The sequence below is a fragment of the Eubacterium limosum genome, assembly GCF_000807675.2.
Lineage (GTDB): Bacteria > Bacillota > Clostridia > Eubacteriales > Eubacteriaceae > Eubacterium > Eubacterium limosum.
Genome location: NZ_CP019962.1, coordinates 757,135 through 782,427 on the forward strand (window position 1 = coordinate 757,135; position 25,293 = coordinate 782,427).

Consider the following 25,293-nt stretch of genomic DNA (forward strand, 5'->3'; position numbering starts at 1 on the left):
AAAACGATTGAAGTTGGCTTGGATAGAGGGGATTATATACAGAGGAGATTCTCATGAAAAAATTTAATTTTCAAACATTTATGGTGTTTTTCATACTCAGCGCAACGGTTGCCCTGGCCTACCAGATTCCGTATTTAAGATATACTTTTTATGATCAGTTTGCGGCGGCCTATCAGTTTTCAAACACACAGATTGGTCTGCTGGCTTCGGCCTTAACCTTTACCAACACACTTTGCTACCCCATCGGCGGCTTTATCGCAGACCGGTTTTCCACAAAGACATTGATCTGTATTACGCTGGCTGCTTTTGCCATTCTTACCGCGATCTTTGCATTGACAACAAACTTTGTTGTTTTGATCATTGTACATATTTTGTACGGCTTTTTTGGTATCGCGACCCTGTGGTCAGCATACCTCAATGGTATTCGAAATTTAGCGGATAAAGATAATCAAAGTAAGATTTTCGGAAGCAGTGAGGCGACACGTGGCATTATTCAGACGATTATGGGGTTTGCCTTTTTAGGAATCCTTGGAATTATGGCAAGCGATGCGGCCGGTATAAAAGCAGTTCTGCTCTTTGGAAGCGGCGCCTGTGTCGTGTTTTTTATTCTGGCCCTGATCTTTTTACCCAAGACAGAGATTAAGGCAGTGACAGAAGAAAACGCAAAGGAGGCCGAAGTAAAATATTCGTTGATGGATGTTTTGAAAAATCCAGGAGTCTGGGTTACTATTTTTGTCATCATGTTCGCCTATATTTCATGGACTGTAGGAAATGGGTATCTGACGACATACACCGTGCAGGTGCTTCAAATTTCCCCTGCGACCGCCAGTGCTTTAGGCATTGTGAGAAGCTATATTATTGTTCTTTTAGCAGGATTTATCGGAGGGTTTGTGCTGGATAAGTTTACTTACAAGGGAAAGGGATTTTTAGTGTTTTTCGCGGCAATCATTGCGGCGATCGCCGGGGTGATGCTGACCTCCAAGGCCGTGCCTTTGTGTATTGCCCTGACCCTGGTCATTGCATTCTTAGCGAATATTATGAAATCAACCTACTGGTCCATCATGGACCAGGCAGGTGTTCCACTCGGAATGACCGCCATAGCGACAGGAATCATCTCATTTATCGCCTTTATCCCCGACTTTTTGGTTGGGCCCATTTGCGGGAAATGGCTGGATGATGCCGCCGCAGCCGGAAACATCGCAGAGGGGTTTGATAAAATTTTCGTTTTGCTTATCGTATCCTCAGCCATCGGTATTGTATCCGCTGTTTTGTTGACGCAAAGAACCAAAAAACTGGCGGTACATCGGGAAAAAGCAGGAGAAGTCCAGTAATTCAAATATACTCTTTCAGACTCTGTTGTCTCTGCTGGTGGATAACGGGGTCTGTTTTTTTAAGAAATGGCAGCCGCCAGGATTTTTTTGCCAAAATCTTTTATAATAAGTATAAGCGCGATGAAAGGAACTGTGTCCATGGGAGAAAATGGTTTAGATAGAAAATTTATGATAAAGGTTTTGAACAATATTTTCATGGGAATTTTTGTTACAGACAAAAAAGGAAAGGTGCTCTATGTTAACCCGTCAATCGTAAGGCAATATGGCAATAAGCCGGAGGATCTGGTAAATGTAATCGACTGGGGGAAATGGGAAGGCATTGTTTTTCCCATACTTTACAAGCATCAGCTTAAGGAACAAAGGCGACTCTTCTATAATCAGTATTTCAGATTGTCGGATTCCTATAACAGCTCTGTTACGGTCCCTGTCTTCTTAAATGGAGACAAATATGATTACACGGTTCATGTCATTCAGGAGGACCGTCTAAAGCCTGATCAAAAAGAAACCAAGCCTCATTTTCCTCTGTTTTCTGAAAATCATACGATGCAGTCTAAGCTGGAAGAGCTGATGACAGTGGCGGGCTCAGATTTGCCGATTCTTTTGCAGGGAGAGAGCGGAACCGGCAAAACCTACTACGCCCGGCTTATCCATGAAAACAGCCCTCGGAAAGACGCGCCTTTTATTATGCTTAATTGCGGCGCAATCCCAGAGACGCTGATTGAAAGCGAGTTGTTCGGCTATGCTGGAGGCGCTTTTACCGGCGCTGAAAAAAACGGAAAAAAGGGATTCTTTGAGATGGCAAATCATGGAACGATTTTTCTTGATGAGATTGGGGATATGCCCCTTCACCTGCAGGCAAAGCTGCTGCATGTTTTAGAGAGCCAGACCATCCGGCCCGTGGGTTCAACGGAATCCATCCCCATCGAGGTGCGTGTGATTACAGCCACAAACAGAGCCGTTGGTAAGCTTATCTCTGAGAAGCGGTTCCGGGAGGATCTGTATTGGAGAATCAGTGCTTACACCAGCGTGATCACCCCGCTCAGAGAACGCAAAGAGGATATTATTTCTCTGTCGCTGAAATTCCTGGACAGCTTAAATCAGGAATATCACACTCATAAGCATTTCTATCCTCTGACTTTTCTCTACCTTCTTTCTTATCCGTGGCCTGGAAATATCCGCGAGCTTAAAAATGCCGTTGAGCGGGCTTTCATTCTGACAAGCAGCAATGAAATTAATGAAGAGCGCCTTCCCAAAGACATTCTGGGTGTGTTTAAGGACAGGCTCTATAAATATACCCATGATTATGACGGTATTGTCGACCAGGCTGAAGCGGTGCTGCTGAACATTGCCACCACCGCCCAAAATACGGATTCAACCAAAAAGATCGCTGAATTTTTAAACATTACCTATCCCCAGGCATTGTATTTAAAGGAAAAATATCTATTATGAACAAAAAAGAACGTCACCCTGACCATTCCGAGGACTATGAAAATTATCTGCGTACCATTCCCGAGAGAGTCTTTTCAGACGCTTTGGAAAAAATGTACTTTGGGATTATTGTATGGGATACTGACGGAAGGGTTCTGTACGCCAATCCCGCTGTTAAGAAATATTATGAAAAAGCGCCAGGATGGCTGAGCGCATATGATGAACACATAGAGGCACGGGCCGATAAGCTGCCGTTCCCTGAAAATATTCAGGCATCTATGGTTATTCCGCCAGAACCGGAGATGAACCCAAATGTTCGTTTGAGAATAATAACGCCGGTCTTTGCAGACCGTGAAAGAACACGGATAGCCTTTGTTATCGAGCAGTTCCAGGAAAATCTCCCCTATCTTGATGTGGATGGTTCGACGGTCAACGGAGGATTTGATAAAACTCATGATACGCAAAGCATTGTGGGCAGGAGCCTGGCTTTTTTAAGGCCGCTGATTGAACTTAAGAAAATCGCAGTCTCGAATATGCCAATTCTGCTCTTGGGTGAAAGCGGCGTCGGGAAAACCCATATCGCAGAGTACATTCATAATTGCAGCCCCAGAAAAGAACAGAGCTTTTTTTCAGTCAACTGCGGCGCAATACCGGAAAATTTATTGGAGGCCGAGCTTTTCGGTTACGTCTCCGGTGCATTTACAGACGCCAGTAAAACGGGAAAGAAAGGCATATTTGAAACGGCCAGGCACGGTACCGTGTTTTTAGATGAAATTGGAGACATGCCGCTGCCGCTTCAGGTGAAAATATTACATGTCATTGAAAATAAAAGCTTTGTTCCGGTTGGCGGCAGAGAAGCCATGGATGCAGATGTACGGATTATCACCGCGACCAATAAGAACCTGAAAGAATTGATCAGGAAAAACCAATTTCGTTCAGATCTGTACTGGAGGATCAGCACTTTTTACCAGACGATTCCGCCTCTGCGTGAAAGAAAGGAAGACATTATCCCCCTTGCCCATTTCTATTTAAACCAGCTGAACGAAAAATACACTACCGATAAGGTTTTTGATTTCAGCACCCTGTATACCCTGCTGGATTACCACTGGCCGGGGAACGTCCGGGAGCTCAAGCATGTTATCGAGAGAATGTATATCTTAAGCCGGAATTCAATCATAAGTTTTCCAGAGTTTGAGATGTCTCAGAATGCAGTCGGTGACGACGAAGAGACGGGTATGGAGTACGACCTCCCTTTTATCGTGGATTCCATCAAAGGATACCTGGTAAAAAACTCCTACGCCGAGCATAAGACATCATCGAAAGTGGCAAAGGACTTGAATATTTCCCAGTCAAAGGCTTACCGGCTGATACAGAGGTATTGCAGAAGGTGACTGTCACTGGCCTTAGTTTTGCCTGGATTTATCTATATTTAAAAATTCTAAAAATATTTATCTAAAAATAAATAACATATTCAAACAAATAAGGTGATTTACAGGGAAAAATGACTGAATTAATAATGGCACGCTTCTTGCATAATAATAAAACCATAAAAACTATCCGAACGATATGATAAGGAGTTAGGAACATGAAAAAATATGAGCAGTATGTCTCAAAAGAAGATGTCTTAAAGATTCATGAGTATTCAGTCAGGATTTTGGAAGAAGTCGGTGTGCGGTTTGAGCATGAGAAGGCTTTGGAGTTATTTAAACAGCGCGGTGCGCGGGTTGAGGGTGAGACGGTTTTTATCCCGGAAAAGATGATAGACGAGGTGCTTAAATACGCTAAAAAAGAATTTGCCATCCGTTCCTGCAAGGGAGATATTACCATCGGAGCGGGTGAACAGCACAGCATTGGAATTTATGGAAATATTTACAGACACCATCATAATGGCAGAATTGAAAAAATGACGAACCAGGATGTTCTTGATCAGTTTAAGCTTGCCGATACCAGCAAAATTGTGACAGCGGCATCCATGAACTTTTTCCTCAATTATGACAACAGCTTCACAGAGGATCAGAAAATTTTTGGAAACATCGCGATGATTTTAAAATACGGGAACAAACCGATGATCATGGCGAGTCCAAATACTTTTGGAATGGAGGACGAGAAGGTTTCGGTAGCTTTCAGAAAAAACATTGAGCTTATCAACCAATTTGAAGGAAATGACGATGTCCATAATGCTTATGTTGTCAACACGTTGTCGCCCCTTACGTTGGATCATGATCCCATTGAACGGACCTTCATTTTAGCAGAAACCAAGCAGGCCATCATTGTAACTCCATGCGCGATGCCGCTTATGACGGCTCCGCCGTCAATGGCGTCTATGCTGGCAATGACCAACGCTGAGGTACTGGCAGGTTACACACTGGCGAAGCTTCTGAATCCGGAGGTGCCGGTTGTATATGGAAATACTTCGGCCGCTACCGATATGCGCACGGTTCAGCTGTCCATCGGTTCACCGGAGTCAGTTCTTGTCAGCTACGCGACAGCCGGGCTGGCAGATTACTATGGTCTGCCCTATCGCACAGGCGGGGGCCTCAGCGACGCCAAGCAGCCAGATATTCAGGCGGGCGTTGAAACCATGATGAACATTGAGGCCACCAGAAACTGTGAAGCAGATATTGTCCTGCATACCTGTGGCTGTATGGGCTCCTTTAATGTAACGAACTTTGGGAAATTCCTCATTGATGAAGAAATGCATTATATGGCGCTCCATATTAACCGCGGCATCAATTGTGAGGAGGATCGCTTCTGCTTTGACACCCTGAAAAAAGTCGGTCCAAGGGGTGTATTCTTAAAGGGAAGAACACCGAAAATGTACCGCGAAGAGGTTTATCTGCCGAAATATTTTAACAAGGATGACCCAAACCAATGGCAGAACAAAGGCAGCATCACGGTTATGGATGTGGCGGAAGAAGATGTGAAAAAACGGCTTGAAAGCTTTATGCCGAGCGAAATTACAAAAGAACAGAATGAACTGCTTATGCCTTATATTCATGAGGCGTACCGCGAAAGCATCTAAGTACCGGGGGAGTAACCAATGGAAAAAGTGATTGTAAATACAAAAGAAGCGCCTGAAGTCACAGGCCATTATTCCCAAGCTGTTCTGGCGGGAGATTTTATCTTTACCTCCGGACAGCTGGGGCTTGTGCCTGAGACAAGTAAAATGCTTGAAGGAATTGAGGCGCAGACAAAACAGGCGCTTGCTAACACAGAGAACGTTTTAAAAGAGGCAGGTATGAGCCGAAATGATATTGTAAAGGTAAATATCTTTGTGGAAAACCTTGATGATTTTTCGGTGGTAGACGCCATCTACGCCCATTTTTTCAACGATCACAGGCCTGCGCGCTGCAGCGTTCAGGCAGCGAAGCTGTATCCCGGAAGTTTAATTGAAATCGAGGTGATCGGCGCAAAATAAATAAAGAATTCCATAATCTTACACTCTTTTAAAAGCGGCACAGATATGCCGCTTTTTTATTTAGTTATTTTTCCAGGTCTGCGCAATGTTTTTTCACAAGGCGGTAAGCCTTGTTCTGGGAAAGGCCCAGCCTTTTCTGAACCTTTGTAATGTTTTTTTCTTTTTTGTAGCACGCTCTGATGATATCCCGTTCATAGGCTGTCATCATTTCATCAAAGGTACCCTGAGACTCGTAGGGGGTATCGACGTCCAGACTCTTTATTTTCCTGGGGAACTTATCCGGCGAAATATTATAGCCTGGCGACAGAATATAGCATCGTTCAATGATATTTTTGAGCTCGCGTACATTGCCAGGCCAGTCATATTGCAGAAGGTAGCTGATAAACAGAGGGTCCATTTTTTTATTGGTGCCATTTTCGCGGTTGTTCTGCTGTAAAAAATGAAAAGCCAGCGGGACAATGTCGTCCTTGCGCTCTCTGAGCGGCGGAATGATGGAGGAGATAGCATTGATGCGCCAATAGAGGTCATCTCTGAATTTCTTTTCCTCAATAAGCTGTTCGAGATCTTGGTTGGTGGCGCTGATGATACGGACATCTACCTCAATATATTTTTCTGAACCGATGGGCAGAAATTTCCCCGTTTCCAGGACAAACAGAATTTTGGCCTGGAGAGAAAGAGGCAGGTCGCCGATCTCGTCTAAAAACAACGTTCCGTGATTGGCTAGTTGAAACAAGCCCTTCTTTCCCTTTGGGTTTGCTCCGGTAAAAGCGTGGGGTACATAGCCGAACAGTTCGGATTCAAGCAGGTTTTCGGGAATAGCCGCACAGTTGATTTCCAAAAAAGGCTGTTCCTTTCGCTTGCTGCAATTATGAACATAGCGCGCGGCAAGGGATTTGCCGGTTCCGGACTCTCCCAGAATTAAAATGGAGGTTTTTGATTTAGCAGCCCGGCGGAGGGTCAGGAGTTCCTGAAGATAGATTTTGCTCTCGCCGATGATGCCTTTAAAATTGCTCTTGCTCTCCGCTGTGTTTTGATAATAAATTTCATCATAACTGCGGTCAAATTTTACAATGTTATCCTGTGTGATACCGATGAGGAGATCAATATCCTGATTTCTATCGAATACTGGAATTGCGATGGTGGTGAGGATCTCTTTGGAAAAGAAGTGCATCTGACGGTAAAAAAGAGTCCGCTTTTTCTCAAAGACCTCCTTATAGGCAGGCGGAGAAACAATGCCCTGCCAGATCCCCCAGTTTGAATAGGTGACGAGCTCCTCCGGCCGTTTTCCATAATGCCGCGTGATGGCCGGATTGGCATAGATGGTGTTTCCATCCCGGTCGCTGACATAAATACCCAGATAGATGTTTTCCAAAATTTTCAGGAAAAACTCCTTTGGCAGACTTTCCAGATATGCCAGGTATTCGGGACCGTGGTTGAAAGGATTTTCCATAAACGACTGACCTCCCTTTGTCTAAAAATAAACAGTATCTATTTTTCTTTTTTAAATTTAGATAATTTTTTTCTGATTATATCACAAATTTGTGTAAAAATGCGGGAATTTTGTTTTTCTTAAATTGGCACGATACTTGCATTAATTAATAGCATATCAATAATTACCGGTAATAACGAACAAGGAGAGAGAAATGGTAAAACTAACGGAATATGAAAAGAGGATGCGTGAGGGTGAGTTTGGCGAGTTCAAACAGATAGCGCTGCAAAAAATCATTGAATACGCAGAATCCCTTGGAGCACAGGAGCTGTGCGAGGTATCAAAAGCAACGCTTTACTTTGGGGCACACCCCTATCTGGAATCTCTGGGATCAGATGATTATGATGAAATTTTTTCTAAAATGTATTTGTGTGCAGATAAGACAATCCCTATGGGGGAAATGGAAAAAGGCTGCTTCTGCCAGACCTGTGTGGCACCCTGTGACCAGTATGTTTATGAACCGCTGCACCTTGATAAGGAGCTGTTTGATAAAAACAGGGAATTTCTCGAAATCACTAAGAAAGCGGGCGTTTCAATTACAGGAAGCTGTACCCCCTACCTTATTGGTTGGATTCCTTTAAAAGGAGAGCACTTTGTAACCACAGAATCCAGCAATGTGGTCATGTGCAACTCTGTTTTTGGGGCGTGCGGCAACTCCGACGGTATTGAAGCTGCGGCCTGGAGCGCGGTCTGCGGTAGAACGCCGCTCTGGGGAAACCATACCAAAGAAGCGCGTATCGGTACCATTGTTTTTGAGATTGAATGTCCGTCAGAAACCGAAGTGGATTGGGATATTATCGGGTATACCGTTGGCCGTAAGCTGCCGCCGCATGGTGTGCCGGTCATTGACGGCAGCTTTAAAGAGCCGAACCTCATCAAGTTAAAACAGTGCTTTGCAGCCATGGCGACTACCAGTGGCGCAGAAATGTGTCATATTGTTGATTTCACCCCCGAAGCGCCAACCCGTGAGGCGGCTCTCGGCGGCAAAAAGGACGCGCCGGTTATCAAAATCACACAGCAGGATTATGACGAATCCCTTGCCATGCTGTGTGACAAGGGCGAGCAGCCTGTTGACTTCATCGCGCTGGGCTGTCCGCATTACACGCTGGAAGAGATCCGAGATGCGGCGCTGTACATCGAAGGCAAAAAATTTGCAGAAAATGTTGAATTTGCCCTCTGGACAGACTACGCCACAAGAGAGATGGCTGTTCAGAACGGATACTGCAAAATGGTTGAGGACGCCGGCGGCCATATCCTGACCAGCGGATGCCCCCTGGTCATTGGCAGCAAATACTTTGGTCACGCGAAGGGAATGGCGACAGATGGCGCAAAACAGGCACACTATATCCGTTCGGAATTCACAAATCCGGTATACTATGGCGATAAATACGCCTGTATTGACGCGGCAGTGGCTGGAAAATGGTTGGAGGTAAAATAAATGGAAATTCTAACAATGTATGGACGCGGCGCCTATCAGGGAATTGCCGAGGGTGAGGCGTTGGTATGCAGGGAAAGCATTCAGGGCTGGGCCGGTGTCAGTGATACAACCGGTGAAATCATCGAAAAAGGACATGCCGAGGAGGGTAAGAACATTAACGGCAAAATCTTGGTGCTGCCCTGCAGCAAAGGCTCCAATGGATGGTCCTGCCATTTCCATTCGGCTATGATCTCCGGGTTTAAGCCGGCTGGATGGATTTTCAGCAAGATGGATTCCCGAGCGGGTGTGGCGACGGTCGTCATTGGATCACCAGCAGTGACGGATATTGTCTCGGCTGACCCCTGCGATGTGATCGAGACAGGTGACTGGATTAAGATCAACGGCTTTGAGGGGATTGTCGAGGTTTATAAGAGGGAAAAATAATGCCGAGAGTAACCATACACGGGGTTCCCTGCCAGACTGCACAGACAGTGGCAAAATCGGTTAAAGATATTATTGTGGAGGTTGCGGACACAAAGCCAGAGTATATTCATGTTTTGTTTCAGCAGACTATCCATCTGGAAAACACAAGAAAAGAGGAATGGATGCCCATTGTGGATGTCTTATGGCTGGGGCGGACCCAGGAGGTTCAGGATAAAACTGCGCAGGCGTTAACACAGCTGTTAAAAGACAGCGGCTTTCCGGATTCGCAGATAACCTTTACCGACATACCGGCCAGCTGCTTTTACGACAATGGGGAACATTATTGAGTCTCAATGAAAAATTGAGCAGAAGGGGGAAATTATGAATAGTAAAGCGCGTAAGTATGATTATGTTGTTATCGGGATATCGGCTGTCATTTTCGCCATTATTTTTGTACTGAGCCAGATTGACCAAGAGGGTTTTGTCGCGGCGCTCAACAGTGTTGTAAACTTTCTGTGCGGCAATCTTGGCTGGTTCTTAAATCTGGCGACATTGCTGTGCATTGTTTTTGCACTCTATTTTATGTTTTCGAAATATGGAAAGATCAAGCTGGGCGGAAAGGATGCCAAGCCAGAGTTCAAGACCTTTACCTGGTGGGCCATGTCGCTGTGCGCTGGTATGGGTATGGGAATCGTGTTCTTCCCGCCAGCGGAAGTCATTGAATATACCTTCCGTCCGGCGGTCGGTGCGGGACTTGAGGCTGGAAGCTACGGCGCCTTAAGCTGGGCCATGGAAAATACCATGATGCACTGGTCGCTGACCCTGTACGGCGTCTATGTCATTGCGGGGCTTATCGCCGGTTATGTTTATCACAATATGAAACAGCCCTTCAGCGTGTCTGCAACACTGTACCCGCTGTTTGGCGATAAGGTTTACCGCTACAGAAGCTGGATTGACGGCATTGTGACCTTTGCCATTGTCGGCGGTGTAGCCGGTTCTTTTGGATACGGGATTTTGCAGGTAGCCAATGGTCTCAGCCAGGTGTTTGGCATTGGCGCAAGTTATCTTTCTTACATCATTATCGGAATTGTCATTACTTTGATTTATACGTTGTCGAGCGTCTCAGGCCTCAAGAAAGGCATTCAGTGGCTCGGCGATAACAATGCCAAGCTCTTTATCCTGATGCTGATTTACGTGGTTATTTTTGGGCCGACCATCTTCTCGCTGTCCCTCGGTACAGAGACAACCGGGAGCATGATCACGCATTTCTTCTCAAACATGACCTTTAATGAACCCATGGTGGGCGCAGATAAATGGTCGGTATGGTGGAACTGGCTCTGGTATATTGATTTCTTTATCTTTGCGCCGACCACGGGCTTTTTCCTGGCACGGCTGGGTAAAGGCAGAACCTTCAAGGAATTCATCGGTGTTAACATGATCGCCCCTGGTCTGTTTGGTATGGTGTGGTGTTGGCTCTTTGGCGGTCTGGCAGCGCATGAACAGTTCTTTGGCGGCCTGAACTTAAACGCCATTATGCTAAAGGACGGCACAGAAGCCGTTATGCTGAGCCTGTTTGACAGTATGCCTCTTTCGAATATCATGAAGGTTTTAATGATGATCATCATCGTTATTTCTTTTGTAACCCTGGCAAACGCAGTCACCTCGACGGTTTCTAAAATGAGTCTGAAGGGCCAGGATGATGACGCGGAGGATAAGGACGCGCCTAAGGGAATCCAGATTTTTTGGGGTGTGCTCATGGGCGGTATCGCGCTTTTATTCCTGCTGCTGGGCGGATTGGACGGTGCGAAAGCCGTTAAGCTGCTGGTTGGTTTCCCCATTGTATTTTTACAGGTTGTCGTGATCTTTGGGTTTGTAAGAATGTTCTGGTCAAAACAGTATCTGGAGGTCGAGGAAATCGAAGGCAAGGAAGTTGCGGTTGCAGCTGCCCGCAAACGTGAAAAACGGGCGGAGGAAAAAAGACAGAAGCAGGAAATGAAGAAGAATAAAGCAAGTAAAGGAGAATAGAAAATAAAATGAAAGATACTTTAGAAATAAGATGGCATGGCCGCGGCGGGCAGGGCGCAAAAACGGCCGCCCTGCTGTTGGCTGATGTTGCCTTTTCGACAGGGATGTATGTGCAGGGGTTTCCGGAATATGGCCCGGAAAGAATGGGTGCGCCGATCACAGCCTATAACCGGCTGAGTCAGAACAAAATCCGGGTGCATTCAAATATTTATGAGCCAGACTATGTGGTGGTGGTTGATGAGACTCTGCTGGAATCTGTCGACGTTACGAAGGGGCTGAGCCCCGAGGGCGCGGTAATCATCAATACCAGCAAGGATAAATCTGAAATTATCAGGCACCTTAAGAGCTATACTGGCCGGGTTTTCACCATTGATGCCCGGAAAGTATCTATCGAAGCTCTCGGAAAATATTTTCCAAACACGCCCATGCTCGCCTCCATTGTAAAGGTGAGCGGCGTTATGGAAAAGGAAGCGTTTCTTAATGAAATGCGGCATTCTTTTGAGCATAAATTCGCATCGAAGCCAGAGGTTATTGAGGGCAATATGAAGGCCCTGTCGCTGGCGCTTCAGGAGGTAAAATAAATGGCAGCGGATATTTCTAAATTAAGTGAAAGCGTCAAATGGCAGGAACTTACAAGTGGCTGTACAGTTGTGGGCAGTAAGACATCGGAGGCTTTTAATACAGGCGAATGGCGGGTGGATGCCCCCGGGTATATTGCAGATAACTGCAAGCAGTGTCTGCTCTGCGTACCAGTTTGTCCAGACAGCTCTATTCCGGTAAAGAATGAAAAACGTCTGGACTTTGATATGGATCATTGCAAGGGCTGCGGTATCTGCGCAAAGGTATGCCCCTTCGATGCGATTATTATGAAGGAAGGAGAATGAAAATGAGAGAACGCTTATCAGGAAACGAGGCCATTGCCATTGCGATGCGTCAGATCAACCCGGATGTTATGCCGGCATTTCCCATCACGCCTTCCACAGAGGTGCCGCAATATTTTTCCAGCTTTGTGGCAGACGGTAAGGTCGACACGGTTTTTGTCCCGGTTGAAAGCGAGCACAGCGCTATGAGCGCGGCCATCGGTGCAGAAGCGGCAGGTGCCAGGACACTGACCGCCACCTCGTCATGCGGCATGGCGCTCATGTGGGAAATGCTCTACGTGGCGGCCTCTAACCGCCTTCCTATTGCAATGGCGCTGGTAAACCGTGCTTTATCTGGCCCGATCAATATTAACTGTGACCACTCTGACGCCATGGGAGCAAGAGATTCTGGCTGGATTCAAATTTTTGCCGAAAACAATCAGGAAGCCTATGACAATTTTGTTCAGGCATACCGGATTGCGGAGCATCCAGATGTCCGTCTGCCGATTATGATCTGTCAGGACGGCTTTATCACAAGCCATGCAGTTGAGAACATTGATCTTTTCGAGGACGCTGCTGTCAAAGATTTTGTGGGAGAATACACGCCGGACGAGTATCTCTTAAAAGCCGGAGAGCCTTTGGCGGTTGGTCCATATGCGGTAAGCTCATATTACATGGAAGCCAAAAGAGCCCAGCTTGAAGGCCTTAAAAATGCGAAAAAAGTCATTCAGTCTGTGGCTGATGATTTTGAGAGCATCTCAGGAAGAGAATATGGCCTGTTTGAGGCATATCAGATGGAGGATGCTGAGTATATCATGATCATTATGGGCTCAGCGGCAGGCACAGCCAAGGATACCGTTGACGAGCTTCGTGCCGCCGGAGTCAAGGCTGGCGTGCTGAAAATCAGAGTGTTCCGCCCCTTTCCTTCAGAAGAAATCGCAGAGGCCATTCGGCATGCAAAGGTCATCGCCTGTATGGATCGCACCGAAAGCTATAACGGCTACGCAGGCCCTATTGCCGAGGATGTGAAAAACGCCCTGTATAACATAAACGTCAATATCCCCATGATCAACTACGTTTATGGCCTTGGCGGCAGAGATGTTACCATCGAAAGCCTTGCGTCTGTCTTTGACGATATGCAGAAAGCGGACAAAGCAGGCGATGTCGGTGAAAACTACCGTTATTTATCGGTTAGAGAATAGGAGGAGTAAGAATGTCGTATAATTTTAAAGAAACGATGAATAAAGAGGAACGACTGGCACCAGGCCACAGAATGTGTGCCGGCTGCGGCGGAACAATCGCGGTTCGGAATGTTCTGCGCGGCCTGCACGAAGGCGATGAGGCAGTGATCACCTGCGCCACGGGATGTCTGGAGGTATCTTCTTTCATGTATCCCTTCACAGCGTGGAAGGACTCCTTTATCCATAATGCCTTTGAAAACGCCGCTGCCACCTGCAGCGGTGTGGAATCTGCATACCGTGCCTTAAAGAAAAAAGGAAAGGTACAGGAAAATTATAAATTCATTACCTTTGGCGGTGACGGCGGTACCTACGATATTGGCTTCCAGTCTCTTTCAGGCGCAATGGAGAGAAACCACGACATGGTTTACGTCTGCTATGATAACGAAGCCTACATGAATACAGGAATCCAGCGCTCCTCAGCAACGCCCATGTACGCAGACACCACCACAAGCCCTGTCGGCCGAGAATCAGACGGCAAGGAGCAGAATCGAAAAGATTTAACCGAGGTGCTCGTCGCCCACGACATCCCCTACGCGGCCCAGACCACCTTTATCCGGAATTTCAAGGATCTTCATACAAAGGCAGAAAAAGCGATCTATACAAAAGGCGCGGCCTTTTTAAATGTCCTCGCGCCCTGTCCGCGGGGCTGGCGATACAACACGCCGGATATCATGGATATCTGTAAGATGGCGGTTGAGACCTGCTACTGGCCGCTTTATGAGGTGGCTGAGGGAAAATGGATACTCAATTATGAGCCAAAGAAAAAACTGCCCATCGAAGATTTCCTGAAAGCTCAGGGCCGTTTCAAGCATTTATTTAAAAAAGAAAATGAAGGGCTCATTGAAAAAATGCAGAAAGAAGTCGACCGTAAGTGGGAAGCGCTTCAGAAAAGATGTGACACTTAAGCGACTTGGTGTTTTCGGAAGGAGAGTGTTCTGATTGTCAGGCTCAAAATTGATCTTGAAATGTTTGAAAAATGAGAAAGTTGATATCATTTTCGTTTACCCGGGTGGGTCGTTGCTTCCTTTGTATGACGCATTGCATGAATCACCGATTGAGCATATTTTAGTCAGAAACGAACAGGCCGCTCCCCATTACGCCAGCGGCTATGCCAGACAGTCCGGTAAAAAGAATTAAAATAAAAACAGGAAACAATAAAAGAAGCGGATTCCACAAAATGTCGGAATCCGCTTTTTTATTCTGGAAGATACTGGGAGAGTGCGGTAAGCTCCTCCACTCTCTTAAGGGCCTCTTCCCTCCCCGCTTCGCTGAGCTTCCGAAAAAGCTTCAGGAGGGCTACCTCCTGCTCGGTAATGAGCGGGGCGCTGTGATCGCTGCGCTCGATGGTGACATCATAGCCCATGAGCCAGGCTTCATTGACGTTCAGAGCCTTTGCCAGCAGATAAATATTGTTTTGCTTGGGTTCAAAATTGCCGGAAATATATTGGTTGACAGCAGAAGGGCTGATCCCGGTCTTTTTAGACAGGTCGCTCTGCCGCATATGGTTTATTTCTAAAGCCAGCCGGATACGCTGGCCGATGGTCTGCTTCATAAGGTCTTCTCCCGATGGTCGATGTTTTTAGATGGAAAGTAAACTTTTTCGTTTACTTTGTCCTGTGCATTTATTATATGCTATTTTTAAACAAAATACATCAAATAAAATAAAATTAGAAAAAAAATGAAATTATTATTGTGTTTCTGAATAAAATGTGTTATTATATAATAAAATTTATTAAAACTAAAGAATATGGGGAACGTCATGTGTTTTAATTACGACCGGTTATTGGAAAGAGTGTTTGAAGTCTTTTGGGATAAACGTGTTTTTGCTGTTGAGATGCAAATGGCCGAAGCTGTCTTAATCAGCCGGATTGAGAATAAGACCCCGTTCAGAAAGGAGGAAATCGACCGTGCGGTTGTGCTGTTAGACATTGACCACGAAAAAATATCCGATTATTTTTTTAGAATTGAAAACGATAAAAGAGGTCAAAGTGAAAAAATGTGATTACAGGCTCTGTGGAAATTTTGACGAGCGTTTTGGCAATAACTGCCGGGCGCTGTCCAGAATTATCCCGCATAAGGAATGTTTTGCCAGAATGAGCCGGCAGACGGCCAGGAAGGTAGATGAGGAAATCCGGGACGCGCTGGAAACCGAAACGGCCCAGACGAACCGGCGTTATTATGAAAAGAAAAATAAAAATATGAATGATGAGAAAAGGGGGAAATAATTGATGTATTCCGAAAAAACAAAATTTTACACCCATCCGGAGCTTGGAGTTCAGACAGTTGCCTTAAAGAATGGGCAGGTCTACTTTATTCCAAAAGATTTTACAGGCCGTTTTGGCTATAAATGTAATGACGCGCTGGTCCGCCGCCTCTGCAAGGGGCAGCAGATGCTGATGGTGCCGGTGGGGCCAGACACCAGAAAGATGCGGAAGGTGCTGGGTGTTCCCTGCCACGAGGCCCTGGCAATCATCAACGACATTGCCCATTATATTACGGAAAAGGAAGCTTACCGTCTCTGGTTTGACGAGATCCTTCTGGATTTTATGAAGCCGGAATTTGATTTAAAGGAGGAGCTGCTCAAGTGTATCCACCGCTATCACAGCAACGGCGGCGCAACCTTTACGGATATGGAACGCAACTTTGACCGCTATGGGTACAATTATCAGGGCGATTGCAGCCTGGTATTTGAAGCCGTTGGCTGTGGCCAGCCGGTGTACTTCTGGTCTGGATGGAATAAGGAGGCCTTTGAAACCCTGGCCCAGCTGGTGGCGGAGGGGCGCATCCAGAGGCGGTATACGGGTCCTCTGCCCTATTATTATGAGGGGCGCGCCCTGAGTCTGCCGGTCATTCATGACATTGACGGCATTGCAGCAGGCGGCTGGCTGCCCATTGGCTTTACCATCACTCCTGCGGGTGAGGCGGCGCTGGAAGCGGCGTAAAATAAGCTTGATATGAAAAAAGGGCCATGTTTAGGCATTCTAAACATGGCCCTTTTTTAAAGGATTTTACCTGAAATTTTGACTGGGAAGGAGGGACTGCGGTCTTTTAAGACAGAGACTTTTTTGCAGGCGTCCGAGAAGCTCATGGCCGGCAGCTCAGCGAGAGGGTACTCCTGCCCAAGGTATGCGTAGGTGGTCTGTCCCAGGCGGTGGTAGGGTAAAAACTCCAGCTCTGCGCAGGAGGCGAGGTTTTCGCAGTAATCGGCGACAGCGTGAATGTTTTCAGGCGTATCGCTAATATTCCAGATCAGCGGAACGCGGATATGCAGCGCGGAGGGCTTGCAGTCTGCGGCGGCCCTGCGGGTATTTTCCAGAATTGTCCGGTTATCCACGCCGGTCCATTTTTGGTGCTGGATATTATCCATGAGCTTAATGTCAACATAGAATGCGTCCAGATAGGGCAAAAGCATGGCAATCCTTTCGTAATCGCCAAACATATCAAGCTCGGCCATGGTGTGGATGCCGGAGTCCTTACAGCTGGCTAAAAGCTCCCGTGCGAAGTCTGCCTGGCACAGCACATCGCCGCCGCTGAGGGTCACACCACCGCCGGAATGATAATAGAAAATTTCATCCTTCAGGATCTGCTTCAAAACCTGTTCGACTGTCATACGCGCACCGTAAACGCCCAGCGCCCTGGAGGGACAAAGCTCTGCGCAGCGGCCGCAGCGGCTGCATTTGTCCCTGTCAATGATGAGCCTGCAGGTATCCCCAGTCTGGCGCAGGGCTCTTTGGGGACAGGCTTCGACGCATTTTCCGCAGGAAGTGCATTTAGCGGGCTGGTAATAAAGCTCCGGCTCCATTTTTCGGGATTCTGGCGTTGAGCACCAGGCGCACCGGAGCGGGCAGCCCTTGAAAAACACAACAGTGCGCAGGCCTTTCCCATCATTGGGTGATATTTTTTCGATTCGCAAAATTTGAGCTTCTCTATTCATGGGCTCCCCTTTCTGTTTGGCCAGGCTTGAGCAGTCAGCACACCGCGGCATGGGCGGTGCGTGAGATAATATCGTCCTGCACTTCCCGGCCAAGCTCTACAAAATAAGCGGTGTAGCCGGCCACCCGGATGAGCAGCCCTCTGTGCCGCTCAGGATTTTTCTGAGCGTCGATCAGCACATTCCGGTCGATAACATTGAACTGGACGTGGAAAACGCCCAGGGTACACATGCTCTTTAAAAACGACATTAACAGCTGGGTGGCGCTGTCACTCTGGTTAAAGGCCGGGTCCAGCTTGAGGTTCAGAAGTGTCCCCTGGCTGAAGCGGCCGTGAGGAATGTAGGAGACAGACTTGATAATCGCCCCCATGCCCTCGATGTCTGTTCCGGCGCTTGGACTGACGCCGTCGGCCAGCGGAACATAGGCTTCTCTGCCGGAGGGCAGCGCGCCGACTTCCAGGCCAAAGGGGGTATTCCCGGATACAGGAAGGATACCGGCAGTCATATGCCCGAATTTACTGTCATAGGATTCGATCAGGTCAGCGATAAAGGTGAACAGATCGGCTGTCAGCTGGTTGACAGCCTCGTCATCATTGCCGTATTTTGGACATTCCAGACACAGCTTCTGTACGTCCTCGTAACCCTTAAAATCATTTTCCAGGGCGGCGAGCAGGGTTTCCATGCTCACTCTTTTTTTATCGTAGACGAGGTGCTTGACCGCGTAGACACTGTTGATGAGGTCGGCGACCCCGATGGCGTCAAGGCCATTGCCCACATTGTATTTTGGCCCGCCCCAGGCGTAATCCCTGGCTTTAGAAATGCAGTCCTCAAAAGACAAGGAAAGCGCAGGACAGACACGCTCCTGGCAAATATCGTCGTTTACGTGGCTGCCGGCGACCATGGCGCGGATAATGTATCTTATCTGTTCCCTGACGGCTTCAAGGAAGGCATCGAAGGAGTCGAAGTCCCGGGGGTTTCCTGTTCGCGCAGAGGCCGGAAGACGGTATTTTCGGCTGACCCCGTCGTTTAAGGCAAACTCGACCACTGAACCAAGGTTGTAGTCGGCGTAGGAGGTGTAGCAGTGCATTTTTCCCGCGAGATTTGTCTCGACACAGCCGCAGGGGTTCCAGTTGTATGCTTCCTTCAAAGGAACACCCTTGTTGAGCATCATCTGGATACCAATCTCGTCGCAGTGGAAGGCAGGGAATCCTGTGCCCAGCTGCATCAGCTCCGTTACCTTTTTCAGAAAAGCGTTTGAGTTCCGGGCCATGTTATAGCGCACAGACAATGAAGGCTGGTACAGCTGGACGTCCATGGTGGCCTGGAGGATCATAAAGGAAAGGTCGTTGACGGCGTCCATGCCGCTTTCGTCGACCCCGCCAACACAGACGTTCTGGAACATGGGGTATCCGGCGGAGAATTTAGCGGTGACCTCGTCCTGGAAAAGGCAGGGCTCGCTGAACTTGACCCACAGGCAGTCCAGTAATTCCTGGGCCTGTTCCAGTGTGATCCTTCCGGCCTCGAGATCCGCTTTGTAGAAGGGATAGAGGTACTGGTCCATACGCCCCGGGTTATAGCTGGCTGCGTTTTGCTCCATAAAAATGCAGGTATGGTAAATATAGAAGGACTGGAGCGCTTCGCGGAAGGTGCGGGCGGGCTTTTCAGGAACCCGGCCGCAAATGTCGGAGATGGCGAGCAGCTCTTCTTTTCGAGCAGGGTCTTCCTCGAGACCGGCCAGCCTCAGGGCTTCGGCCGAGTAGCGCGCAGCCAGCTTTACAATGCCGTCCGCGCTCAGTGAAAGCGCCCGGAGATAGACCAGCTTCTCATAATGGCCTGGCTTTGTGATATCCAGGGAAGCTCTGGTTTCCTCGATACGTCTTCTAACGCCCTCAATCCCTTCGTTGATGATCATCTCATAGCCTGCGGTGGTCTCGCCCCAGCCGCGGACAGCCTTGCGGTTAATATACAGGACGCCGCAGTCACGCAGAATACGGGTTTCCCCGGGAATCTGGCAGAGCCATTTTTCATAGGTCGAACGCCCGCTCCAGTAAAGCCGGATCTCGTTGATGAAGTTTTCCCGGTCCTCGTCCTTTAAATAGAAAGGGTCATACTCCCGGCTGCTGATGGTGTCCAGCTCGTCATCGAGAACGGACCAGCAGGTATCTGGACAAAGAAGGCCGCCGCGCTGCTTGCTGCCAGAATTGCCGACGATGAGTTCGTCTCCCCAGATTTTGACGGTTTTTTCCATGCACTGCTTGCGGAAAGCGTAGGCTTTTTGCACAACAAAGGGCTCGCCTTCGGATTCTTTAAATCCACGTGTTAAAATCAGCGCGTTTTCGAGGTCCATTTCCGGACGGGTGTTTAACACGCGATCTTTAAGTCTCATGATACGCTTCATATAGGCTTTGTCTTCCATCATCATTACCTCCAAATAAAATACTGCTGGAAAATTCTTCTTAATGATTACTATATCACGTTGTTCGTTGTTTGACAAGATAAAAATGTCATATATGATATTTTTCTTATGAGAAAATAGAGCTTTTAAAGATTCAGGACAATAAAAAACGGCGGACAAAGAATCGGCTGTCCGCCGGATGGCTTTTGTTATAGCTGGCCAAGCTCTCTGCATCGGTCGACGCAGGCCTTGACGCCCTCTTTCAGGCAGGTATCAAAGCCGAGTTCATCCATTTTGTCCAGGGCGGCCAGGGTCGTACCGCCAGGCAGGCGAAGCTTGTTTTCCAGGGCTTCGGCGCTCGTGCCAGAGCTCAGAAGCGTTTCGGCGCTTCCCTTCATGGTCTGGGCGAAGAGCCGGAGCGCTGTGTTTTCATCCATGCCCATCTGTACAGCTTCATCAACGATAACGCGGGCCATATGATAGAAATACGCCGGAGCAGAACCGTTGATCGGAACCACCTCACACATGAGGGCTTCGGGGATTTCCTCGACGATTCCGCAGCTTGTCAGGAAGCGGTCTACTTCTCTGTAGTCGTCATCACTCACGGCAGCTGCGCGGGAGACGGCAAAAGCGCCCAGGCCTGCCTGCGCTGTCAGGGTCGGCATGCAGCGGACAACCTTACAGGTGTCTGTAAGTCTTTCCTGATACCACTGATTGCTGATCCCGGCCGCAAGAGAGAGCAGGACTGTTTCGGCAGAGAATGTGCTTTTAATCTGGGGGACAATGGAGTCAATAATCTGAGGTGTCACAGCGACAACGACAACAGGTGCCTCCCGGACCAAATCCTCAATGGATTCATAAACGGTGTAGCCGTTTTTCATAAAACGATCGCGAACCTCCGGTGAGACATCGAAGATTCCGATTTCTCCAGGTGAGTAGACGCCGCTCTTTTCAATTCCTGAAAGAATGGCCTGAACAATGTTTCCGGCACCGATAAATCTAACAGTTGCATTCATTCTTTTACCCCTTCCTTTCCGTGGTGTAACAAGCGCAGGGAGTACGCCTTGTTACCTCTGAGTCTAGTATATTGCGGCTTTATATTTTTGTCAAGATAATTTATGATAATTTTTCTTATAATACAAAAATGTGATATAAGAAAATAGAGTGGGAGGCATAACAGCAGGAAAAGTGGCTGCTAGTGTGCGTATTCTTATAAATTGTTATAATAAAGTTTATTTTGAAATACGAAAAAGAACCCCTTTTCTATTAAGAGAGGGGATTCTTTAAAATTGCTGGTATACTCAATGCCATTTAATGATCAGCTTCGAATTCGCTCAGTTAATAAATTTTAACGCCAAACTCATCTTAGCCCTCTATTTCCCGGGCCTTAATTTTAACACCTCGGCGTTTTAAAAGAACCGCTGACAAAATTCCCAGAGCCGACCAGACCACCATCCAGACAATCATGATATTAAAGCCAATGGTCACATCGCCCTGAGCCTCCCCGTAAGCCAGAAAGCGGCTGATAATCGGCGCGACAAAAATATCCGGCGACAGGCCGATGAGAGAGATGATCCCAGTGGCGATACCCGTCATGGCCAGCGGCACACCTGCCTCGCCCAAAATGGACCAGTAGGTCGATTTGATCACATTGACCAGGTAAGCCAGAATCACCGTGACCACCACACAGATCATGGTCGCCTGAGAGGTGAAGAACACCGCCGCAGCACAGACCCCAGTGGCAAGAAAGGCAAAGAACATCCCGGAGCCCTTGAATTTGAATTTATCCATAATGATCCCGCCCGAGATTCCTGCGACAAAAACAATGATGTAGCTCCTGACAATGGACAAAGTGCTGGAGAGCTCAGGCGTGATCATCAGAACACGGGTGCAGTAGGTACCCATATAGCTGTTGGCTGTGTTCCATAAAATGTACCCGCACATAATGACAAAAATACACAGCCAGATCGAGGATTTGCCAAAGGCTTTCCACATACTCTCCTTTTTTTCCGTCGTAGCCGCTTCTTTTCTCTTGTCCTTATCAAAATCCGGCACCAGGAAAATGACCAACAGGGTCAGCAAGGCAAAAACCGCCGCGTTGATCAACAGCACGGCCCTGAAGCCGGCCGCCTCCGTTGCAAAAAGCCCCATGACGCCCAGGCAGATAAAAGCCACGATGGTCTGCCCGACACCGCGGACTCCCTCACTGATGCCAAAGAGACGCCCTTGCTCGTTCTCATCGCCCAGATTCCGGATCGCCTTGAGATAGGGTGACCAGAAGGTACCCACACTGAATACGCCGTACAGCCCGTGGATGACGATCAACGCTGTAAAGCCTGGAAACATCGAGTACCACAGAGTGATGAGACACATGGCTGCACAGGATAAAATCAGCAGTTTTTTCGTGTTGAATTTTTCCGCCAGAATCCCGCTGGGCACATAGCCGATGACACTCAGCGTCCCATAGACGCCAGCAAGCGTCCCCAGTTGTATGTCTGTGATCCCCAGCGCGGCGACCATCTGATCATAAAACGTAAAGCGAATCAGCGGCGCCAGGTATGCGATCCCTGCGATAACGCTCAGGATAATGAGCACAATGTTTCTTTTTGACTTATCCAAATTCATAATTTTCCCCTTAATTTCGTTGTTTTTCTTTTAAAGAATAATGACAGAAGCCATTTTTTGGTACTTTTATCGTGTTTTTTCGTAAAATACAGGTATTGTTTAAGCAAATCATACCATGTTTTTCTCCAATAAGTCAACTACTTTTTCATATAAGAATTATTTTTCATATAGTGCTATTTTTCTTGACTTTTTTCTTTTTTGGTGCTATATTTTAACTAAAGTACAGGTATTATTAAATTTAAAGGAGTAAAATGATGTATTCAAACAGAAAATTCTATGAAAATTATGTATCCACACGCGACGTTGAGCTGCTGCACGACTACACCATGCGGGTTTTAAAGGAAGTTGGTGTTTCCTTCGCCTGTGAAGAAGCACTGGAAGTTTTTAAAAAACATGGCGCCACCGTTGGCGGTAACATCGTCAAATTCGACGAAATGCTTCTTAACAAAGCATTGGAAACGGTTCCGAAATCCCTCACTATCTATACACCGGACGGTGAAACCAAAATCGGCGAACGCTTCAGACCAAAGACCGTCGGCTGCTACGGCCCGCCCACCTTCTTATTTGAAGATGATACCTACAGAATCGCACAGAAAGATGATATGGTCAAATTTCTCAAGCTCATGGACACCAGCGACGTCACCGATTTTGTTAACAACTCAGCCTATGACACACCAGACCTTGACAAAACCCAGGATGACTTTTACATGCCCCAAGTCGCCATGTGTCTGAAATACTCGAAAAAACCGACCTACGGAAATGTCGCCAACAGCATGAATGTCCGGGGTAAAAGTCTGAAACAGGCCGCCAAGGACATCGCTGTTCTCTACAAGGAATTTTACGACATCTGGGACAAACCGGTGCTGCTCACCAACTGCTGCGCCCTGTCACCCCTCGGTTATTCCTATGAAGTGCTGGACAACATCATCGGATTAGTCGAAGAAGGACAGCCTGTGGTCGTTATCACCTGCTCCATGACTAACCTCACCGCGCCCGCGTCCCTCATGGGTTCTGTGGTTCAGAATAACGCCACTATTTTAGCGGGTATCGTTCTGACCCAGCTGATCAACCCAGGAACCCCAGTCCTTTATGGTTCTGTCTCTACCGCTAGTGATATGCGTACTGTCACCTGCGCCACCGGCGCGCCGGAAGCACAGCTGATTCAGATGTCCGCCTTGGCCCTCGGCCGCTATTACCAGGTTCCTGTACGTACAGGCATCTGTGTTACCGATGCCCTGAAGCCCGACTACCAGGCCGGCGTGGAAAGCTTCATTAATCTGATGCCCTCCTACCTTGGTAAGGCAGATTTTATCCTCAATAACGCAGGCATTTTAAGTTCTTTTGCCGTGGGAAGCTATGAAAAATACATCATGGATGAAGAAATCAATCGTGTTCTCATGCGCTTAAATAAAGGTATTGACGTCAGCGACACTAAAGGCGAAAAGATACTGAATGAAATAAAAAAAGCCGGCCCTCTGGGCAATTTCCTTTCCGGACGTACCCCCAAGGAATACCGCCAGGAACATCACCTCACGAACCTGTTCAACCGCAAAGCCGGCAACCCACAGCCCCTTTATGAAGAAATCGGTGATATCCGGGACCGTGCATGTAAAATCATCGAAGAGCGCGTCGAAAGCTACAAGCTGCCAGATCTCACAAAAACCCAGCAGGATATCCTAAACCGTTTCCTCCCAGAGGACGAAAAATTCTAACCCCCTCCAAGCCTTCATAGGCCGCGCAGCCACATCGTGCGCGGCCTTTTTCCGTAAAAAATAAAAGAGCCCGACGCCGTTTCAGGCATCGGACTTTTTCATCAAATTTATTTTATTCCTAATCACAGATTTCAATCCAATAGCTTACACACTCCTCTGCCGAGAGGTTAGTCACAATGTGCTTTGTGTTGGCCCGGATCATGATGCAGTCCCCTTCGTCGAGGGCATAGTCCTCTCCCTCGACCTCCATGCCCAGCTTTCCTCTGGCCACGATCCCGAACTCGTCATAGCTGTGGACCGTGTAGGACTTTTCATTCATACCGCCTCGCAGGGTCATGACATTGACCTTGAAGCCCGCCATACCGTCAAAAACCGATTCGAAATCCATGGAGTCGCTGATGCCGTAAATCGGGAGCCGCTGATCCTTCCGGACAACATAAGTCTTATCCTTCTGGTCGCTGTTGATCTTTTCCACTTCGCTATCGTCAATCATCAGCTCATTGGCCGTAATACCAAGGGTAAAGCACAGCCGCTGGATATTTTTCACCGAGGGATTGACCTCGCCCCGCTCAATCTTGCTGATGTATCCCGCAGAGATCCCCGATTCTTCTGCCAACTGCTGCAATGTCATTAATTTTTCCTTGCGGAAGCCTTTCAGTTTTGTGCCGATTAGTTTATTATCAGTCATCATTTTTCTTTTCCTCTAAAATTACATTTGATTCCAGAAATCATCTTGATTAATCTGTTAAGAAAATTATACCATAGAATAGGAAAAAATATAAGAAATATAGATCTGAAAATCTTTTTCGCATGGAGTAAAACATGTTTTGTCTATTGAAGAAAAAGTGGAATTAAGATATGTACACAAAAAAACAACCCACATCTGGAGTTTGCTGTTCAGATTATATCCCTAAAAAGGGAGGGATGATTTACTTTGTTCCACAATATTTTATGAAACATTTTCAGATAAAAATAATGACATGCTACGGGGGCCTTTG

25 protein-coding genes are annotated in these 25,293 nt (G+C 47.4%); 18 read left to right on the forward strand and 7 right to left on the reverse strand.

What is annotated here, in order from left to right; all coding sequences use genetic code 11:
* Positions 1 to 53: 53 nt before the first annotated feature.
* The 5 genes from B2M23_RS03485 to B2M23_RS03505 all read left to right on the forward strand — a co-directional run bounded on the left by B2M23_RS03485 (position 54) and on the right by B2M23_RS03505 (position 6,177).
* Positions 54 to 1,331: an MFS transporter gene (locus B2M23_RS03485; RefSeq protein WP_052237381.1), complete on the forward strand. Its 1,278-nt coding sequence runs from the start codon at positions 54 to 56 to the stop codon at positions 1,329 to 1,331.
* Between the two features lie 138 nt (positions 1,332 to 1,469).
* Positions 1,470 to 2,780 (forward strand): sigma-54 interaction domain-containing protein, encoded by a 1,311-nt coding sequence (locus tag B2M23_RS03490; protein WP_052237382.1) that lies wholly within the window; start codon positions 1,470 to 1,472, stop codon positions 2,778 to 2,780.
* A complete protein-coding gene (locus B2M23_RS03495; RefSeq protein ID WP_052237383.1) occupies positions 2,777 to 4,150 on the forward strand; it encodes a sigma-54 interaction domain-containing protein in 1,374 nt (457 codons plus the stop codon). The genes B2M23_RS03490 and B2M23_RS03495 overlap by 4 nt, the downstream gene beginning before the upstream one ends.
* Positions 4,151 to 4,344: 194 nt before the next feature.
* Entirely contained in the window at positions 4,345 to 5,781 is a 1,437-nt protein-coding gene (locus tag B2M23_RS03500; RefSeq protein ID WP_038353365.1) for a trimethylamine methyltransferase family protein, read from the forward strand.
* An 18-nt stretch (positions 5,782 to 5,799) separates the two neighbouring features.
* Complete coding sequence (locus tag B2M23_RS03505) at positions 5,800 to 6,177, forward strand: RidA family protein (protein ID WP_038353366.1); 378 nt, start codon at positions 5,800 to 5,802, stop codon at positions 6,175 to 6,177.
* Between the two features lie 64 nt (positions 6,178 to 6,241).
* Here B2M23_RS03505 and B2M23_RS03510 read toward each other — a convergent pair whose 3' ends face one another.
* Positions 6,242 to 7,627, reverse strand: coding sequence for a sigma-54 interaction domain-containing protein (locus B2M23_RS03510; protein WP_038353367.1), 1,386 nt, complete (start codon positions 7,625 to 7,627; stop codon positions 6,242 to 6,244).
* A gap of 193 nt (positions 7,628 to 7,820) precedes the next feature.
* On the opposite strand from B2M23_RS03510, the gene B2M23_RS03515 reads away from it, so the two are divergent.
* The 9 genes from B2M23_RS03515 to B2M23_RS03555 are packed head-to-tail and all read left to right on the forward strand — an operon-like array spanning position 7,821 to position 14,769.
* Positions 7,821 to 9,104, forward strand: a complete 1,284-nt coding sequence (locus tag B2M23_RS03515) for an aconitase X (protein WP_038353368.1) — start codon at positions 7,821 to 7,823, stop codon at positions 9,102 to 9,104.
* The gene (locus B2M23_RS03520) at positions 9,105 to 9,527 is read left to right on the forward strand and encodes an aconitase X swivel domain-containing protein (RefSeq protein ID WP_013381094.1); all 423 of its coding nucleotides are present in this window, start codon (positions 9,105 to 9,107) and stop codon (positions 9,525 to 9,527) included. It begins immediately after the preceding gene.
* Entirely contained in the window at positions 9,527 to 9,853 is a 327-nt protein-coding gene (locus B2M23_RS03525) for a DUF1904 family protein (RefSeq protein WP_038353369.1), read from the forward strand. Before B2M23_RS03520 ends, B2M23_RS03525 begins: the two co-directional genes overlap by 1 nt.
* Positions 9,854 to 9,887: 34 nt before the next feature.
* On the forward strand, positions 9,888 to 11,531 hold the full coding sequence (locus B2M23_RS03530; protein WP_052237384.1) for a BCCT family transporter: 1,644 nt from the start codon (positions 9,888 to 9,890) through the stop codon (positions 11,529 to 11,531).
* Positions 11,532 to 11,539: 8 nt separating this feature from the next.
* On the forward strand, positions 11,540 to 12,112 hold the full coding sequence (locus B2M23_RS03535) for a 2-oxoacid:acceptor oxidoreductase subunit gamma family protein (RefSeq protein ID WP_038353370.1): 573 nt from the start codon (positions 11,540 to 11,542) through the stop codon (positions 12,110 to 12,112).
* Entirely contained in the window at positions 12,113 to 12,415 is a 303-nt protein-coding gene (locus B2M23_RS03540) for a 4Fe-4S binding protein (RefSeq protein ID WP_038353371.1), read from the forward strand.
* On the forward strand, positions 12,412 to 13,593 hold the full coding sequence (gene porA / locus B2M23_RS03545) for a pyruvate ferredoxin oxidoreductase (RefSeq protein WP_038353372.1): 1,182 nt from the start codon (positions 12,412 to 12,414) through the stop codon (positions 13,591 to 13,593). Before B2M23_RS03540 ends, porA begins: the two co-directional genes overlap by 4 nt.
* Before the next feature lie 11 nt (positions 13,594 to 13,604).
* Positions 13,605 to 14,537, forward strand: a complete 933-nt coding sequence (locus B2M23_RS03550; RefSeq protein WP_038353373.1) for a thiamine pyrophosphate-dependent enzyme — start codon at positions 13,605 to 13,607, stop codon at positions 14,535 to 14,537.
* 49 nt (positions 14,538 to 14,586) lie between these two features.
* Entirely contained in the window at positions 14,587 to 14,769 is a 183-nt protein-coding gene (locus B2M23_RS03555; protein WP_341455947.1) for a thiamine pyrophosphate-binding protein, read from the forward strand.
* Positions 14,770 to 14,827: 58 nt separating this feature from the next.
* Here B2M23_RS03555 and B2M23_RS03560 read toward each other — a convergent pair whose 3' ends face one another.
* Positions 14,828 to 15,184 (reverse strand): helix-turn-helix domain-containing protein, encoded by a 357-nt coding sequence (locus B2M23_RS03560; RefSeq protein ID WP_052237385.1) that lies wholly within the window; start codon positions 15,182 to 15,184, stop codon positions 14,828 to 14,830.
* Positions 15,185 to 15,391: 207 nt separating this feature from the next.
* Here B2M23_RS03560 and B2M23_RS03565 point away from each other — a divergent pair, with 207 nt between their 5' ends.
* Genes B2M23_RS03565 through B2M23_RS03575 form a run of 3 tightly spaced genes read left to right on the forward strand, consistent with a single transcriptional unit; the run spans position 15,392 to position 16,574 of the window.
* The gene (locus B2M23_RS03565) at positions 15,392 to 15,634 is read left to right on the forward strand and encodes a DUF739 family protein (RefSeq protein WP_038353375.1); all 243 of its coding nucleotides are present in this window, start codon (positions 15,392 to 15,394) and stop codon (positions 15,632 to 15,634) included.
* Complete coding sequence (locus B2M23_RS03570; protein WP_038353376.1) at positions 15,621 to 15,857, forward strand: hypothetical protein; 237 nt, start codon at positions 15,621 to 15,623, stop codon at positions 15,855 to 15,857. The genes B2M23_RS03565 and B2M23_RS03570 overlap by 14 nt, the downstream gene beginning before the upstream one ends.
* A 3-nt stretch (positions 15,858 to 15,860) precedes the next feature.
* Positions 15,861 to 16,574, forward strand: coding sequence for a hypothetical protein (locus B2M23_RS03575; RefSeq protein WP_038353377.1), 714 nt, complete (start codon positions 15,861 to 15,863; stop codon positions 16,572 to 16,574).
* A 56-nt stretch (positions 16,575 to 16,630) separates the two neighbouring features.
* Here the strand turns inward: B2M23_RS03575 and B2M23_RS03580 are convergent, their stop codons facing one another.
* The 4 genes from B2M23_RS03580 to B2M23_RS03595 all read right to left on the reverse strand — a co-directional run bounded on the left by B2M23_RS03580 (position 16,631) and on the right by B2M23_RS03595 (position 22,583).
* On the reverse strand, positions 16,631 to 17,566 hold the full coding sequence (locus tag B2M23_RS03580) for a glycyl-radical enzyme activating protein (protein WP_038353500.1): 936 nt from the start codon (positions 17,564 to 17,566) through the stop codon (positions 16,631 to 16,633).
* 34 nt (positions 17,567 to 17,600) lie between these two features.
* Positions 17,601 to 19,982, reverse strand: a complete 2,382-nt coding sequence (locus B2M23_RS03585) for a glycyl radical protein (protein WP_341455936.1) — start codon at positions 19,980 to 19,982, stop codon at positions 17,601 to 17,603.
* A 185-nt stretch (positions 19,983 to 20,167) separates the two neighbouring features.
* Positions 20,168 to 20,974, reverse strand: coding sequence for a pyrroline-5-carboxylate reductase (proC, locus tag B2M23_RS03590; protein WP_038353378.1), 807 nt, complete (start codon positions 20,972 to 20,974; stop codon positions 20,168 to 20,170).
* A gap of 349 nt (positions 20,975 to 21,323) precedes the next feature.
* Complete coding sequence (locus B2M23_RS03595; protein WP_038353379.1) at positions 21,324 to 22,583, reverse strand: MFS transporter; 1,260 nt, start codon at positions 22,581 to 22,583, stop codon at positions 21,324 to 21,326.
* Between the two features lie 251 nt (positions 22,584 to 22,834).
* On the opposite strand from B2M23_RS03595, the gene mtpB reads away from it, so the two are divergent.
* Complete coding sequence (mtpB, locus tag B2M23_RS03600; protein WP_242945870.1) at positions 22,835 to 24,295, forward strand: proline betaine:corrinoid methyltransferase; 1,461 nt, start codon at positions 22,835 to 22,837, stop codon at positions 24,293 to 24,295.
* Between the two features lie 118 nt (positions 24,296 to 24,413).
* Here mtpB and B2M23_RS03605 read toward each other — a convergent pair whose 3' ends face one another.
* A complete protein-coding gene (locus B2M23_RS03605) occupies positions 24,414 to 24,986 on the reverse strand; it encodes a helix-turn-helix domain-containing protein (protein WP_038353381.1) in 573 nt (190 codons plus the stop codon).
* Between the last annotated feature and the right edge of the window lie 307 nt (positions 24,987 to 25,293).